Consider the following 16,056-nt stretch of genomic DNA (forward strand, 5'->3'; position numbering starts at 1 on the left):
GATCCTGATTCTCCGTTAAAAGAATTTATTGACCTTAATGATCGTATCAGGCAGTGCAAAGATTATCGCCTGGTCACCGGGCATCAGAACGGATTCACCGTTTGGCACGTAGACCCGGCCTTGATGCAGGACTGCTCCAACCAGACAATTGTGGGGAAACCTGACTTCCTTCAGCTTCTTGCCGGCAACTTTGGACGTCGGAGATATGCCGATTTCCATTGCCTGCGCTTTGGCCCCTTCCAGCAGAGCCACGGAAATAAATTTACCCCTGCGAACCTGGCCCAGAATAAAACCGGCCGTGATCAATCTTGGCGATAAGACAGAATCCACGCCTACCTTTTCCATCAGGGGAATATACTCCGTTCTTCCTACCCGGCAAATTGTTTTCTGGGCACCCAGATCTTTGGCCATCAGGGCCAGAAGCAGATTCAGCTTATCGTCATCTGTCAGGCAGACCACGGCATCGGCATCGCCGACCCCTTCTTCCATCAGCAGATCAATATCGGTTCCTTCTCCGCAGTAAACAGTTCCCTTTTTGAGGTTTTTGGCCAAAGCCTGACACCGTTCCGGATTCTTGTCGATCACCTTGACGATCATACCTGCCTTTTCGAGCAGAATGGCCAGATTGCGGCCAATTCGGCCAGCTCCGATGATCATGACTCTCTTAACCGGGACCATCTTTTCGGCAAACTCATCCTGGATCTCATTTAAAGCTTGCGGATCGCCGACAAGAAAAACATTATCGCTTGGCTTCAGCATCTCCGCGCCGTTTGGTATGATCATCCTGTTTTTACGCAGGATACCAACAATTAAAATATCCTTCGGAAGATCCAGTTCGGAAATCGGAATATTTGTATGCGGTGATTCTGGCCGGATCCTTACTTCCAACAACCTGACCTTACCCTCGGCAAAGTCCTCGACCTCCAGTGCCGCCGGAATAAATAAGATCCTGCTTATTTCAACCGCGGTAACATGCTCAGGGTTAATCGTCAGATCGATTCCCAAAGAACAATGGAATTCGGCTTCCTCTTTACCAATATATTCGCTATTGCGGATTCGGGCGATTGTTTGATGTATTCCAGCCTGTTTCGCTGCCATACACGCCACCATGTTCACTTCATCACTGTCGGTGACAGCAATCATCAAGTCTGCTGACCGGACATCCGCGTTCATCAAGACCCTGGGGCTCGCTCCATTCCCTTGAATAGTCATGACGTCAAGGCTGTTCTGGATAATATTCCGGCGTATTTCATCCTCCTCAATAACAATGACATCATGGTCTTCATCAACGAGGTACTGCGCCAGACTGAAACCAACCTTTCCAGCTCCCACAATGACTACCCGCACGTTAACCCCTCCGGTTCCTATTATTGTTTCAGAGCTACAATATAGCACAAACCAAAGATTTTCGACAGTGTTTTCTCATGATTTATGAAATTAATTTACATCTAATCCTGTAATATCTTGGTGATCCGGACAATATGCTCCCCAATTTTATACAGCCAGCTGTTCAATTCCTGCATACCTTGATCATCTTTGGAGACCCGGCAAGTCAGGCTGTTCTGAACTTGATTATAGATTTCGATAATATCCTGATGGGCTTCGATGATCAGCAAAGCAAGAGTCTGATCCCCTCTTTCCAAATAGCGCAGCAGGGTTAAAAAATTGCTAGATACAGCGATGTATAATTCTCCGGCCTTTTCCTGATCAGTCTCTTCAACCATTATCTGGGCAGCATGAATCCTGGCCCCCAGCCTGGCCATCACAATCAGGCTGTCGGCAATATATTCAAGTTCCTTAATTATTAACTGGTAGCTGTGGCTCTCGACAATTTGTTCCCGAGTCATATTCCGGCGGAATAATTCCGTAAAGAATTTCGACAGTTCCTGATAGTGCCAGTCTACTTCCCGCTCCGTCCGTTCCAGCTCCTGAAGTATTTTTGTATCCCCGTAAAAGATAATACGCGGCAGTATTTGAACCATATTCTCAAGGATCTTATTCGCCACCCAGCGGATTTCCTGTCTTGCCTGCGTCAAAGCAACAGCCGGCAGTTCAGGAGCTGCCTTGGTAATATAAATAAGCCTTGGTTTTTTGCCTTCGTCCCTTCGCTGCGGGATCAGCTTAATCAGCCATTTGCTTAAGATTTTGTTTAAAGGCAGAAATAAAATCACCATTAAGACTGCCGAAAAAAGATGCGTATTCGCTACCTGCCGGGGCAGGTCCGCAGCACTCCATTCGATAAACCGGGTAAAGTACGAAAAAAACGGCAGTAAGATTACCGCTGCAGCAAGACGATAAAGCGTGTTGGCTGCGGCTACCCTGACCGCATCGGCCCGTTCAGCGCTGAGAGAGGAAAACAAAGTCGTCAGCGTCCCCCCGATGTGAGCCCCCATGACCAGCGGGATGACCGACTCCACAGACAGCAGTCCGTGTGTGGAGAGAGAAATCAGAATTGCCAGAAACGCAGCACTGCTCTGCAGCAATGCTGTCACAACCATACTTATGGCTATACCGAGAATCGGGTTTGTCCCGAACTGGGAGAGGAACGCATCGACATCAGGCGAGCTTTTCAACGGTGAAAATGCTCCAGAAAACAAAGACATGCCGACAAAAATACAACCAAAACCGATCAGCGCTTGTCCGATGCTTTTGGCCAGCGTGGTTCTGACAAGAAAAAACATGATAAATCCGATGAAAAGCAGCAAAAGCGCAAAATCCAGGATTGGGAAAGAGATTAATTGAATGACGATCGAGGTTCCGACCGCTGACCCCAGAACAACACCGAGCGCCTGGGTCAGCGTCATTAGGCCTGAATTGACAAATTCGACGATCATGACCGTTGTCGCGGTACTGCTTTGCAGCGCGACTGTCATCACAATTCCGAATAGGGTAGCCGCCCAAGGCTTTCTAGTTAAAGAGGCCAGGATGTTTTTCAACTTTTTCGCGGCAATTTTCTGCAGCCCTTCCGAAGTAACATTAACCCCGTACAGGAACAGTCCCAGTCCGCCTAGAAATTGCATTACCATCGTGATCGAAAACATTTGCTTTAACTCTTTCCTTTGCCCGGCTGTGGTTTGTTCTTATCTGTCTGGATCTTTTCGGCAATCTCTTCAATCTTACGCAGTCTGTGATTGACGCCTGATTTACCGACTTTCGGGGTCAGAATTTCACCCAGTTCTTTCAAGGTATAATCTGGGAATTCCAGACGCAGGCAAGCAATCTCCTGCAGATTTTCCGGCAGGGCTTTGAGTCCGATGGTCCTTTCAATCAGCCGAATGTTTTCTAACTGACGTACTGCGGCGTCCACCGTCTTATTCAGATTGGCAGTCTCACAATTAACGATCCGGTTAACCTGGTTGCGCATTTCTTTGATGATCCGGATATTTTCAAACTCAAATAACGCCTGGTGGGCACCAATCAGCGCCAGAAACTCGACGATATGTTCGCTCTCCTTTAAATAAACCACATGAAAATTCTTACGGGTACTGACCTTTGCCTTTAGATCGAATTTGTTCAAAAGTTCGCTCAGGTCTCCTGCCAGAACCGGATCATTCGTGATAATTTCCATATGATAATTCCCCTCGGGGTTGCTGATCGAGCCTCCGGCCAGAAATGCCCCGCGGAGGTAAGCCTTCTGGTCACATTTTTTGGCAATAAGTTTCTTATCAATTCCGGCCTGGATTTCTCCCTCTTCATTAAACAACCCGAGTCTTTGCAGATAACTCATCTCTCTGGGATAAATCTTCACCAGGTAAGAATTGTTTTTCTTCAGCCTTAATTTCCGCCTGACCACGATATCGGCTGGCAGATGCAGCGATTCTTTGGCCAGGTTATATATCTTTCGCGCTACAGGAGCGCTTTCAGTGATCACGTTCAGGGAATATTTCTGATTCGCGCTGATCTGCAGTGTTCCATCCATGCGGATAAGCGAAGCCAGCTCAGCCAGCTCACAACAATCCTTCTGCAGCTCCAGTCTGGCTAGTTCCTCTTTGGTTATGGCACTAAACGACATACCATCAACTCCGGCCCTTCAAAATAATATCCTTTTTCGTCAACAGCGGCTTATATTTATATCGACTTAATTTTTCGATTCAGCAGATACGAATCAACCATGGCGACTCTCTCATTCACGGGCTTCAGACGGAATAACAGACGCAGAATTTCTTTAGCCAGCTTATCCGGATTATGCCGGACAACTTCCCCTCCGGTGTAAAAACTGCCTTCAAAGTAACGAACACCCAGTTTTTCGGCCTCAGCGGCATCACCGTCCACAACCTCAGCTCCTTCTGCCTGATAGCGTTCCCTGACTTGCTGAGATATATTTTCCCTGGCAGCCAGCACCGCATCAACCAGATCCTTCCCAGCATGCTCGATAATCACCTTTAAATGGTCGGTGACCGCATAATGGTCAGTCTCTCCAGGTTCCGTCATAATGTTGCAGACATAAATGCACGGAGCCTTGGCCGAAGCAATCTTGTCCCGAAGTCCTTTCACCAATAGATTTGGAATGATACTGGTATAAAGACTCCCCGGTCCAAGAACAATCAGGTCGGCATCTTCAATCGCCGCTAAAGCTCCGGGCAAGGGCTGACAGTCCTGGGGCATAATATTGAGAACTTTGATCTTTCCAGGCGTCGTCCGGATGGCTGTCTCGCCGTTAATGAATCTACCGTCTTCAAAATAAGCATTCAGGGTGATTTGAGAAAGCGTTGACGGATATACTTCCCCGCGCAAGGCGAATACTTTGCCAATTTGCTCGATGCCTTTCTGAAAATCGCCGAATCTTCCGGCCAGACCTGCAAGAAACAAATTCCCGAGGCTGTGTCCGGCCAGCGTCCCGGTATCAAAGCGATAGGAAAAAAGTTCTTCCATGATATCTTCTTTTTCGGCCAGAGCAACCAGACAGTTACGGATATCCCCGGGCGGCAGAATTCCAAGCTCTCGACGCAGACGCCCCGAGCTTCCGCCATCATCCCCAACGGTAACGATAGCCGTCAGATTGCTGGTATATTCTTTTAGCCCTTTCAGCAACGCCGACAGCCCGGTACCTCCGCCGATAACAACAATTTTAGGTCCTCGCTTCAATTGACGGCGGGAATAGATCACATCGAGAATTCTTTCTTCATTTTCCGGAAGCAGCACAGAAATGATAGAGCTGATCATTTTTTTAAACGCAATAAAAACGATAGCCATCCCTGCCAGGCAGGTAACGACCCCCGCCGGACCCACCATTACGGTATCTTTGCCGGCCAGCTGATAGATGATCTCCCGAAACTGCACTTCAATAAATCCGAGAGTTTCCCCGGAGCTGATGACCGAAAGTCCGCCGGCGACAAGAAATAAACCGAGGATTGCCAACAGAAAATATCTTTTTACACCTAAATTTGGATAGAACCATTTGCACATTTCCAAATATTTTTTCGGAAGTTCCATCTCGTCAGACCATTCCTATCCTTTGATATCTCTGTGGTTTATAACACAGGAATAATTGTTCATCTGCAGGAACTCCGCTGTTTTCTCAGCAATTGCGACAGAACGGTGCTGCCCCCCTGTACATCCTATGCCAATGACCAGGTGACTTTTACCTTCCTTGAGATATAACGGCAAAATAAATTCCAGCATATGAAAAAACCTGCCGATAAAATCAGCCGTGGTAGGATTCAGCAAAACATAATCCCTCACCGCTTTATCTTTGCCGTTCAGGGGTTTGAGTTCCTTTAAATAATACGGATTAGGCAAAAAACGGACATCGATGATTGTATCGGCATCCAGCGGTATCCCAAATTTAAACCCAAAAGAAACAACCGATACAGACATCCTGGCCGGATCGTATTCCTTTCCAAACAGATTCCTGATTTTTTCCTTCATCTGTACGGTTGTCAGGTCTGAACTGTCAATGATCTTGCTTGCATTCCCGCGTAAATCGGCAAGATATTGCCGCTCTTTGTGAATGCCTTCCAGCACATTTCCCTTCGGAGATACGGGATGCCTTCTTCTTGATTCTTTATAACGGTTGACCAGAACATCGTCCGAAGCCTCCAGGAATAAAATTTCATATTGATATCCCGCCTCCTGCAGATCCTCGAGCGCCTGGTTTAAAGAAGAAAAGAAATCTCCGCCGCGTAAGTCACAGACAATGGCAGCTTTGTCTATTTTTCCTTGGGATTGGGCACACAAGTCAACGAACTTTTCAATAAGGCTCGGCGGAAGATTGTCAACGCAAAAAAATCCAAGGTCTTCCATACTTTGCAGGGCTTGCGTTTTCCCAGCCCCGGACAAACCGGTAATAATCACCAGTTTCAATGCTTCTCTTTTCATAGCCTTTTCCCCCACCTGAATTGTTCCTTTCCTGATTATTTCGTTTGCTTGCCAATATCCGACGCATCCTGCTGAATACGAGCGAGTTCACTTTCCATGTTGGCCCCTCCTGCAATATTCTGCCAGCTGGAATTTAGGAGGTCCAAATACGTCCAGTCGTTCACTGAACCCTCCAAATACCAGGCAGACTGCAAAGACAAAGCAACCTCTGACTGAAAACGCTTCGCCGCCGATTCGTAATACGCACTGTTAACAGGCAGCCTGCCGCCGGCTTGAAACATCGCCTCTTCCGCTGCCGGCTTCAGCAGTTCTTCTTCAACCAGCCGAATGGCGCTTTCCATGGCAGGAATGGTCTTTATGGATGAATTAGCGATTCCGATCGTATGATCCAGCAAAACCTGTCCCTTGGCTCCCAGTAAAGAATAGAAGGACAGACAGTCCCAGTTTCCGCCTATGTTCGTCAGTTTGGTACTGTCACTGGCCCAGGTCAGCAGGTAACCGGTCTCACCCCCGGCAAACTGGGCTAAGGCCGCGCTGTCCAAAAGCACTTGGTTTTGCTGACGAAGCACTGCAAAATTGTTGATAAAAGCCAGATTCTTCTGCGAATTCAGGGCTGGAATACCGTTGGCGCTTAACGTTCCTCCCTCGGCCCTCCACCACGGACTGAGCAGGGACGCATTTAGATCCGGAACTGCGATGACGGAATGTTTCTCCCAGATTTCCGCCAGACTTGCCGCGGGCACCGGCACTTTATCTTTGCGGTAGTAGAGCAGTGGTACATCCGTAAGCCAGGGTGCTGCAAATGCTTGTTTATTATACGTAAAAACCGCTCTCGCCGCCGGATAGGCTGGGTCGATATCCGCCAGAACAGGTGAGACCGCTCCTTTTTTATAGAGCGCATCGAGTATCTGCCTTCTAGCAATCACAATTTCCGGTCCTTCTGCTCCGGCTTGGTAGTTCCAGACCTGCTGGACAATATCTGCCTCAGCAATTTTTTCACCTTTAACTGATACTTCGGGATATTCCTTATTGATTCTGGTAAACTGCGCAAGTAAAGCCTGTTCTTCTTTGCCGTCCAGCGAATACCAGACAGAGATTACCGCGGGGGCGTCTCCGCCGGGTTTCCCCGGAGAGGGTCCCTTGGAACAAGCTGTTAAAGCCGTTAAGCTCAATATAATTATCATAATACACAGAAGTACTTGAAGTGCTTTCAGCCTTTTTTTCATTCAGAGTGATTTCCTCTCCTCATACCTGATACAATCTCACTAAAATAAAAAACCATTATGCTAGGGCAAGTCTGAGGGCCACAACACCGCTTCTCGGCTGTTGCGCCATCCATTACGGAGACTAACCCGGGCAAGTATTCGTTTCTTTTCTTCTTATTTTAATCCGTCCGCTGGAAAGTTACAAATACTACTTTCTGAGACTGTTTTTGTCAATTGGTTTTCTATATGCTTTTAGGAGCTTCAGCTTTAAAATACTGGGTCGGCTTTCGACTGTAGTAGAACAAATACCAGCCGCCTTTTCCCGGGGAATGTTCTGTAGTCCCTGTTGGAATATCCCGCTCAAAATACTCAATAGCCGTAGCTCTGGTCCACTGCCTTTTATCCATGCCCTCAGACTCAGGAATTTGGTTCCGCCAAACCGGGTCCTTTCTTATCTCTTCTTTCCAACCTTTATCCTGGACAGTCTCTTCTGCTCTCTGTAGAAAATCAGGGATTCGCCCGGGACGTTCAGCGACGAAATAATCAAAACGCAGTGCTTCGCGCCAAAGTTTCCGATTCAGTGCGGTCCGGCCGTCCGGCTGTCCCATCAGAAATTCCCAGATATTCTCGAAGAGTGACCTGGAACTCCATTCTCTTTGGAACCATCCCTTACCGTGCCAGTATCTGGCCAGCGCATCAAAAAAATCAAACGGACTCTGCCGGTCAGCAAGAACAACTTCGAGCGAAAACTTAAACCTTCCGGAATTATAGTACCTTTCCAGAATTTCTTCTATTCGGACCAGGTCCAAAACCTGTTCGTGGCTCAACTCCCGTGTTTTCAGGACCGTATAGGGCGGATCCGGGCAGTATTCCAGCCCGTATCGGGTACATTGCCCGTGGATTCCCGAACCCTTCAATACCTTCAGAAAACCAAGCTGCAAATGGTTCGGTCTGAGATTAAAAACTTCATCAAATGACTTGCGGAATTCCGCCCACCCCTCATGGGGCAAGCCTGCAATAAGATCCAAATGAACCGGTATCCCGCAATCGTGCTGCAAATAACGAACCTTATCTTTCCAGTCCGCAAAATTCTGGGATCGGCGGATCGCTTTTAAAGCAGGTGGATGGGTGGACTGAACCCCTATCTCTAATTGAACCATTCCTGTCGGATAATTCTGCAAGTACTGCAACCAGTCCTGATCCAGCAAATCTCCGGCTATCTCGCAATGGGCCCGTGGAATGTCCCCAGATAACCCATATGGGCCCTCTGGTCCTGTTTTTTCGTACTCCCGTTCAGCTTCCTCTTTAAATAGGTCAAGAACTTGAAACCCGTGCGTTTTGGATGCGTTGAATGTTCTGTCCACAAATTTAATTGTTCGTGCCCCGTTCGCAAAAAGCTGCCGCAAAATGGGACGAAGACGTTCCGGCTGCAGAAACCGGACACCCTTGAAAGTGGACGAAATACAAAATTCACAGTTATACGGACAGCCCCTGCTTGTCTCGACATAAACCAGCTTCCCGTGAAAATCCTCTTGCACCGCATAGGGGTTTGGCAGAAGATTCAGATCCACGGTATCCGGTACCGCTGCATTCGCCACTACCATGCCACATGCATCCGCGCTGGTCATTCCCTGGAAACCATCCGATGCGGTCGTGCTGTCCAGACCCTGGGGACCGCCGGCCTCTCTCCGCAGTCGCCAGACAACACCGGCAACATCCCGGGGAAGATTGCCTTCGGACCAACCTTTAAGCAGCACAGGCAGAACCCGTTCAGCTTCCCCGGCAACGACCGCATCGAGCTGGGGGACTTCATTTATAAGACAATCACAGTCAAAAGATACTTCCGGCCCCCCGGCCAGGATGAAGGCATCGGGCAAGACAGGCCTCAGCCTGCGCACCAGGGCCTTAACGGAAACAATGTTCCAGATATAGCAGGAGAAGCCAAGGACATCCGGTTTCTCTTCAAATATTTCTCCGGCAATTTTGTCCAGATGCTCATTAATCGAAAACTCGCGGATACAGATTTCCCATTCGGCGTTTCCCTGTGTCTTCAGGACTTCACGCAGACAGCGAATGGCCAGATTTGTATGTACATACCGGGTATTTATGCCAACGAGCAGGATCTTCACATTAAAACTCCTTACCTGAATTCTTAGGCTGATTCTTTTTTCTGATTTATGATGGACCCTACAGATTTATGATGGACCTTACAGAACAAATTTCTCGAAAACTTTGGCTACTCCGTCTTCTTTATTTGAAGCTGTAATATAATCCGCAATTTCTTTAAGTTCCTGAAGGGCATTGCCCATAGCCACACCGATGCCGGCAAACATCAGCATTTCCCGGTCATTGAAATTATCCCCGATCGCGATAATTTCTTCCGGCAAAATGCCGAAATTCGCGGCTAATGCCCTAAGTGCACTGCCTTTATTGACTTCTTTATCGATCATATCCAGAAAAAATGGCTTGGAACGCGTAAAATGCAGCCTGTCGGCATAGATTTGCCGCAGATCTGCCGTAGCAGCCTGGAGATAATCCTCCCCGGAAATGCACAATATTTTTTCAGCACCTTCCGGCTCAGTGTGCAAAATTTGCAGCACATCCGTTTCCTGGACCTTTATTCCGGTCATTTCCTCATAGGCTTTGGAATATTGATTCCATTTATTTGTAAAGACTTCATCTTTGATAAACACCTGTGTGTAGACTTCTTTCGACTGGAGATACTGAATAATCTCCATAGCTAATCCTGACGGAATCACTTTATGGTAGATGATTTCCTTGCTCAGGGCGTGCTCGATCAAGGCTCCGTTGTATGTAATAATTGGAACATCCAGACCCAGCTGGCTGGCGTATTTTCTGGCAGATGCAGCCATCCTTCCTGTAGCAAGCGTAACCATTACGCCTTTGGCCACTGCGCGGCGTATGGCCTTGATGTTCCCTTCAGAAATTTGCCACGCATCGTTAAGCAGTGTTTCATCCAAATCTATGGCAACAAGTCGGATCAATCTCTTTCACTCCTTTAGTAGATTACACGAACAAATCGATACTATTATACCATAGAACTTCAGGGCCGTAGCCTTTTCAATTTTTAGGCAAAGTAGTCAGACGTATACGTATAACATACCAGAATTAGGGATTAGGGTTGACATGGTCCCGGTAGAAAAACTATAGTAGGATTATATAGAAAACTAGGCTTGCGCCAAGCTTTTTGGCACAGGCGTAAGCTTAGTTGCCCATAGATATATCAGAAAGCACCTAAGGTTTTTCTGATATGCCGAAATAGGATGAACGAGGTAATCTGATGACCGGCTGGCTTTTAGGCACGAAATTAGTGATTATTCTGTATAGTATTTTTTGCTATGTACTGACTGGGATGACCAATTTACCCCTGGTGCTGTTACTTCTCCTTATCTATATCATTGTGAGCATGTTTCATATTATTTCCTCCAAGGAATCCGTAAAAAAAACATGGATGGTTTTGATATGTGTTTTTCTGATTCTCTCTGCTTTCTATGCCTCTAATCTCTTTGTTTTTCTTTTGCCGTTGAACTTTTTGGAATTGTCTCACCAGTTCGGGAAGAATCCATTATATGCCCTGATTTCTACAGCTCTTCCTCTTCTCTTGCTTGCAGGGAATATTATCCCGGAATATCTGCTGATCAGTCTTTTGAGCGCCATGATTTATGAACTGTCCCTAAAATCTTCGATGCGCATTGCCCGCCTGGCCGCGGACAACGATTTCTTAAGAGAAAAGAACCATTCTCTTTACGGCCGTTTGCACACCGGTACCGAATATGAAAACCAGGTCAAGTATTTAAGCCAGCTGGAAGAAAGAAATACGCTTGCGCAAAATATTCACGATAAAATCGGGCATGTCCTTGCCGGAAGCCTGATCCAGCTTGAAGCCTCCCGTCTGGTGATTGACCGGGACCAGAACAGATCAAAGGAGATTATTGCCAATGTTATCCATGTTCTGAAAGAAGGCATGGAGGATATCCGTTCCGCACTCAGAACTATCAAACCAGCTCCTGAGCAGCTTGGCATTAATCGTTTGAAAGCGATCCTGGATGAGCATTCATTTAACAGCCAAATGAAAACACATTTGAACTACCGGGGTGATCTGAACTGCATTACCCATTCACAATGGAGAATCATCCTGGAAAATGTCCGGGAAGCACTGACAAATACATTGAAATATTCATCCGCCGGAGAAGTGAAAATAAGCCTTGAAATAATGAATAAACTTATTAAGGTCGAAATAAAAGATAATGGCGTCGGTGCCATATCGATTAAGAAGGGATTGGGGCTGGAAGGGATGGAGGAAAGAACGGAAAGCTGCGGGGGCAAACTTATTCTGGACAGTTCGGACGGTTTCTCCGTCATTACCTTACTGCCTGTGAAAGGAGCAGAAAATGCCGATTAAAGTACTTATCGCCGATGACGATATCCTGATCCGGGAAGGGCTTAAAATCATACTTCAAAACGACGAACGTTTTGAAGTAATCGCCTGTGTGGAAAATGGCCTGCAGGCCATCCAATACTGTGAATCCCAGAAAGCCGATATCGTGCTGCTTGATGTCAGGATGCCTGTCATGGACGGCCTGCAGGCTTCCAGAGAAATATCTGAGAAAACGACCGTTAAACCACTGATCCTGACCACATTTGACGACGATGATTTTATTCTGACGGCCGTAAAAAACGGCTCAAGAGGGTATCTATTGAAAAACAGTTCTCCTGACCGGATTATGGATGCGATAAAAATGGTATATGACGGCGGCATTGTGATGCAGGACAGTGTGATGGAAAAGATCCGGGAGGAACTTGTTACAAGTCCCAAAGTCAAGATTGCTGAAGACCTTTTTTCCGAAAGGGAAATGGATATTATCAAACTGATTGCCAAAGGACTGGCTAACCGGGAGATCGCGAGAACGCTTTTTGTTTCCGAAGGCACTGTCAAGAATTATATCACCTCCATCCTGAATAAGACCGGTCTTGAGCACCGGACCCAGATTGCGATCTACTACTTGACGGGCGTCAGGCAATAAAGCATCTTCACAAAGAATTCCAGGATGATAACAAGCCCTTGGCCAAAAATATGACTTTTGTCATACAGAATGGGTGACCTTCTCTACTAACGAAAGGTGCCTTTTTTTATTAGGATATAAGAAGGCAAAGAATAAGTAATAAACAAATGTTACTTTGCACCAGCCGATTTTCACTATGATATATGATGAAACTAAAGAACAGACCGGAGAATGGAAGGAGCGATTTCGTATGAACATTCTGGTGATGGAGAATGTCACAAAAAAATTTGGTGATGTCATTGCTGTGGATAATATGAATGTCAGCATTGCGGAAGGAGAAATATTCGGGCTTTTGGGACCGAACGGCGCAGGTAAAAGTACTGCTATTAATATGATCATCGGCTTATTGTCCATTGATAAAGGGACCATCTCTATCTTAAACAAAGATACGAAAAAAAATAAAACATTTTCCAAGAAAAACACAGGCATTGTTCCTCAGGATATTGCCATTTATGAAGACCTGACTGCGCTGGAAAATGTCAAATTTTTTGCAGGACTCTACGGTCTGCGGGGAGCCGAGATGAATAAAGCAGCGGCTGAGGCTCTTGAATTTACCGGATTAAGCGATAAAGCAAACAGTTATCCGAAAAGCTTTTCCGGGGGCATGAAAAGACGGCTGAATATTGCCTGTGCGATTGCCCATAAACCGAAATTAATGATTATGGATGAGCCTACCGTGGGTATCGATCCACAATCCCGCAATCATATCCTGCAATCGGTTAAGATATTGAATCAGATGGGATGTACAATGATTTATACCAGCCATTACATGGAAGAGGTCGAAGAAATCTGTTCCAAGATCGCGATCATGGATCACGGTAAAGTGATCGCCCTGGGCAGCAAAGAAGAGTTGAAAGCGCTCTTAACCGACGCCAATGTCGTCTGGATTACTATTAGCGACGCCATCTCCAAAGCCGATGAAAACAAAATCAGAGAAATCCCCGGAGTTCTCCAAATGGACATTGAAGAAAACACGATAAAAATAAGTACAGCCAAAGAGGTTGATAACCTCGACAAAATTATTGGTTACTTTACCGAAAATAAGTTCTCCATTAAAAGTGTTGAGAGCCGAACACCCGACCTGGAAACCGTGTTTCTGTCTCTGACCGGCCGTAGTTTAAGGGATTAGGTGACTGCTATGAGAATGATTTATATTATTTTCAAAGAATTTAAACAGAACATTCGGGATTTCAAAGCGAATATCATGATGGTCCTTTTTCCGATTGTCTTAATCGTGATTCTGGGTACAGCCTTTTCCGGCGTCTTTTCCAACGATATCAAATTAAACGATATTCACGTTCTGTATGCTGTCCAAAAAGATTCGGAGCTTGCCGACGGTTTTCAGTCTTTTCGAAAGACATTGCAAGAGCAGATGGAAATCACCTTTACCCAAACAACAAATATAGAGGAAGGTCTGAACAGTATAAAAAATGCCCAGTATTCCTGTTTCGTTCTGTTGACCGATGATCCTCAGGAAATTCGTGTCTATAAAAATGCGCGCTTTAGTTTCGAAGCTAATCTCGTAGAATCTTCCCTTAAAATTTTCGCAGCCAGATATGATGCCCTTAAACTGATTGCCCAAACAAACCCTTCTGCTTTGACAGGCATTATGGCTAGCCCGGAAGAAGATTACATTCAATCCGAGTCCCTGGACAAAAAAAGGGAACCCAGTTCCCTGGATTACTACGCCGTAACCATGCTGACACTTTTTTTACTATACGCTTCGCTGACCGGATTCTGGTCTGTTAAAAATGAACAGAATTTTAAAACCGGCAACCGGATACTCTGCAGCCCTGTCACCAAAATTGAACTGCTCACAGGCAAAACCCTCGGCGGCCTTCTGGTGACCATCGTGCAGGCAGCGGTCGTTCTTCTGTTTAGCTCGCTTTTCTTTAAAGTGTACTGGGGATCAGACCTGCTATCGGTCCTGCTGATCATTTTCTCTGAAGCTGTTCTGGCAATCAGTCTGGGCACAGGAATTGCTTACCTGATTCGCAATGACGGTACAGGTGCCGCTTGTCTAAATGTTCTGATCCCAATTATCGCTTTCCTCGGCGGGGGGTATGTTCCGTTATCCTCGCTGGAAGGCCCACTCGCTACGATTACCGCACTTTCCCCGCTTAAGTGGACAAATGAGGCAATTTTCAGATTGATCTACGATCAGGACTATACGACCATGCTTCCTGCTATCCTGATCAACCTGACTATCGCTGCGGCATTTCTGATGATCTCAGCATTCCTATCCAGAAAGGAGGCGGTCTGAATGAAAAACGTTCTGTTTTTAGTCCGGAACACCTTAAAGGTCACCTTTAGAAAAAAAGGAAATTATATTGTCTATCTGCTTCTTCCGCTGCTGGGTATTATCTTTGCACTGGCGATCTACAGCGGGGCCAAGTCAGAGCCTGTCCAAATCGGGCTGATTGACAAAGACCAAACTGCCCTTTCAGCTTACCTCGTTCAGGGAATTGCTAAAGCGGGAAACTATACGCTTATTCCCCTCCAAGAAACAGAAATAAAAAACAACCTTCTGGATCAAACCCTGGAGGCATCTGTCATCATCCCCGGTGGATATGAAAAAAGTATTGTTGCCGGCTCTCCGGCAGCAATCGAAATCATCTCGTTAAAAGGACAGGATACAACGGCCTGGTTGGAGCAGTTTTTAAATCTGCAGACCCGAAATCTGAAAGATTTGGCTGCCGCTGCCGGCAGAGACGAGACAGCTTTTCGGGAACTGTTTCAGAAATACAGCGGCCATCCGCTCCAGGTATCTGCTGTCGAACTGCAGGATGAAAGTGTCAGCAAGGATATTACCCTGACAAGCTTCGGCTTCCTGCTGATGTTTGTAATGCTCGGAGCAGGCTTGACATCTCATGCTATCCTGAATGAAAAAAAAACCAGGACCTATCACAGAATTTGTGCAAGTCCCGTATCGCCAAAGGAATATCTCAGTGCAAACGCGTTAAGCAGCCTGATCATCGTTACCGTTCAAACACTCTTTATCATCGTGGCTTTACAATATCTGTTCCGTATTGAGACCTATGTGCCTGCAACCCTTCTGTTCTTTATCCTTCTGCTGTTCGGCCTTGTTTCTATCGGGATCGGACTTATTACAACAGCTTTTTCCAGCTCCTCCTACATGGCAGGCACGCTTTCTACGCTTATCCTGACTCCGACCTGCATGCTGGGAGGATGTTTCTGGCCGGTTAGCCTGATGCCCGAAACCATGCAGAAAATCGCCCACTTTATGCCGCAATGGTGGGCTTTGGATGCAATTCAAAAAATACAGTCCGGCAGCAGTCTGTCGGAAATCCTGATGAATATTGCTATCCTGGTTGCTTTTGCCGTGGCTTTCTTCCTAATTGCAGTGTACCGGTTCGCCTGGGAAAGCAATATCCAGAAATTTGTGTAATTCATTTGTTTGTACTGAATAAGAAACAAAAATACTGCCA

The 16,056-nt window shown here is 46.4% G+C and carries 13 protein-coding genes; 5 read left to right on the plus strand and 8 right to left on the minus strand.

Annotated elements, in window-relative coordinates:
- Positions 1-15: 15 nt before the first annotated feature.
- The 8 genes from trkA to AAH944_RS13815 all read right to left on the minus strand — a co-directional run bounded on the left by trkA (position 16) and on the right by AAH944_RS13815 (position 10,528).
- A complete protein-coding gene (gene trkA, locus AAH944_RS13780) occupies positions 16-1,347 on the minus strand; it encodes a Trk system potassium transporter TrkA (protein WP_415535356.1) in 1,332 nt (443 codons plus the stop codon).
- Between the two features lie 101 nt (positions 1,348-1,448).
- On the minus strand, positions 1,449-3,020 hold the full coding sequence (locus tag AAH944_RS13785; RefSeq protein ID WP_415535357.1) for a Na/Pi cotransporter family protein: 1,572 nt from the start codon (positions 3,018-3,020) through the stop codon (positions 1,449-1,451).
- Positions 3,021-3,046: 26 nt separating this feature from the next.
- Entirely contained in the window at positions 3,047-4,012 is a 966-nt protein-coding gene (gene whiA, locus AAH944_RS13790; RefSeq protein ID WP_415535358.1) for a DNA-binding protein WhiA, read from the minus strand.
- Positions 4,013-4,068: 56 nt separating this feature from the next.
- Positions 4,069-5,433, minus strand: a complete 1,365-nt coding sequence (locus AAH944_RS13795; protein ID WP_415535359.1) for a gluconeogenesis factor YvcK family protein — start codon at positions 5,431-5,433, stop codon at positions 4,069-4,071.
- Positions 5,434-5,448: 15 nt separating this feature from the next.
- Entirely contained in the window at positions 5,449-6,318 is an 870-nt protein-coding gene (gene rapZ, locus AAH944_RS13800) for an RNase adapter RapZ (RefSeq protein ID WP_026156410.1), read from the minus strand.
- A 35-nt stretch (positions 6,319-6,353) separates the two neighbouring features.
- A complete protein-coding gene (locus tag AAH944_RS13805; RefSeq protein ID WP_415535360.1) occupies positions 6,354-7,502 on the minus strand; it encodes an extracellular solute-binding protein in 1,149 nt (382 codons plus the stop codon).
- Positions 7,503-7,765: 263 nt separating this feature from the next.
- Complete coding sequence (locus AAH944_RS13810; RefSeq protein ID WP_415535361.1) at positions 7,766-9,652, minus strand: B12-binding domain-containing radical SAM protein; 1,887 nt, start codon at positions 9,650-9,652, stop codon at positions 7,766-7,768.
- 78 nt (positions 9,653-9,730) lie between these two features.
- Positions 9,731-10,528, minus strand: a complete 798-nt coding sequence (locus AAH944_RS13815) for a Cof-type HAD-IIB family hydrolase (protein WP_415535362.1) — start codon at positions 10,526-10,528, stop codon at positions 9,731-9,733.
- 296 nt (positions 10,529-10,824) lie between these two features.
- On the opposite strand from AAH944_RS13815, the gene AAH944_RS13820 reads away from it, so the two are divergent.
- The 5 genes from AAH944_RS13820 to AAH944_RS13840 all read left to right on the plus strand — a co-directional run bounded on the left by AAH944_RS13820 (position 10,825) and on the right by AAH944_RS13840 (position 16,016).
- Entirely contained in the window at positions 10,825-11,946 is a 1,122-nt protein-coding gene (locus AAH944_RS13820) for a sensor histidine kinase (RefSeq protein ID WP_415535363.1), read from the plus strand.
- Positions 11,936-12,568 carry a response regulator transcription factor gene (locus AAH944_RS13825; protein ID WP_020492036.1) on the plus strand — a complete coding sequence of 211 codons (633 nt, stop codon included), beginning with the start codon at positions 11,936-11,938 and terminating at the stop codon, positions 12,566-12,568. Before AAH944_RS13820 ends, AAH944_RS13825 begins: the two co-directional genes overlap by 11 nt.
- A 229-nt stretch (positions 12,569-12,797) precedes the next feature.
- The gene (locus AAH944_RS13830) at positions 12,798-13,736 is read left to right on the plus strand and encodes an ABC transporter ATP-binding protein (protein WP_415535364.1); all 939 of its coding nucleotides are present in this window, start codon (positions 12,798-12,800) and stop codon (positions 13,734-13,736) included.
- A 9-nt stretch (positions 13,737-13,745) separates the two neighbouring features.
- Entirely contained in the window at positions 13,746-14,870 is a 1,125-nt protein-coding gene (locus tag AAH944_RS13835) for an ABC transporter permease (protein WP_415535365.1), read from the plus strand.
- The gene (locus AAH944_RS13840) at positions 14,871-16,016 is read left to right on the plus strand and encodes an ABC transporter permease (RefSeq protein WP_415535366.1); all 1,146 of its coding nucleotides are present in this window, start codon (positions 14,871-14,873) and stop codon (positions 16,014-16,016) included.
- Positions 16,017-16,056 lie beyond the last annotated feature (40 nt).

This window comes from Dehalobacter sp. CP, assembly GCF_047652685.1.
Taxonomy (GTDB): domain Bacteria; phylum Bacillota; class Desulfitobacteriia; order Desulfitobacteriales; family Syntrophobotulaceae; genus Dehalobacter.

What these genes read in the sequence shown, in the direction of transcription:
- whiA (WP_415535358.1), bottom strand. Translation starts at nt 4,012, where the DNA reads ATGTCGTTTAGTGCCATAACCAAAGAGGAACTAGCCAGACTGGAGCTG.
- AAH944_RS13835 (WP_415535365.1), top strand. Translation starts at nt 13,746, where the DNA reads ATGAGAATGATTTATATTATTTTCAAAGAATTTAAACAGAACATTCGG.
- AAH944_RS13825 (WP_020492036.1), top strand. Translation starts at nt 11,936, where the DNA reads ATGCCGATTAAAGTACTTATCGCCGATGACGATATCCTGATCCGGGAA.
- AAH944_RS13840 (WP_415535366.1), top strand. Translation starts at nt 14,871, where the DNA reads ATGAAAAACGTTCTGTTTTTAGTCCGGAACACCTTAAAGGTCACCTTT.
- AAH944_RS13830 (WP_415535364.1), top strand. Translation starts at nt 12,798, where the DNA reads ATGAACATTCTGGTGATGGAGAATGTCACAAAAAAATTTGGTGATGTC.
- AAH944_RS13805 (WP_415535360.1), bottom strand. Translation starts at nt 7,502, where the DNA reads ATGATAATTATATTGAGCTTAACGGCTTTAACAGCTTGTTCCAAGGGA.
- AAH944_RS13785 (WP_415535357.1), bottom strand. Translation starts at nt 3,020, where the DNA reads ATGCAATTTCTAGGCGGACTGGGACTGTTCCTGTACGGGGTTAATGTT.
- rapZ (WP_026156410.1), bottom strand. Translation starts at nt 6,318, where the DNA reads ATGAAAAGAGAAGCATTGAAACTGGTGATTATTACCGGTTTGTCCGGG.
- AAH944_RS13820 (WP_415535363.1), top strand. Translation starts at nt 10,825, where the DNA reads ATGACCGGCTGGCTTTTAGGCACGAAATTAGTGATTATTCTGTATAGT.
- AAH944_RS13795 (WP_415535359.1), bottom strand. Translation starts at nt 5,433, where the DNA reads ATGGAACTTCCGAAAAAATATTTGGAAATGTGCAAATGGTTCTATCCA.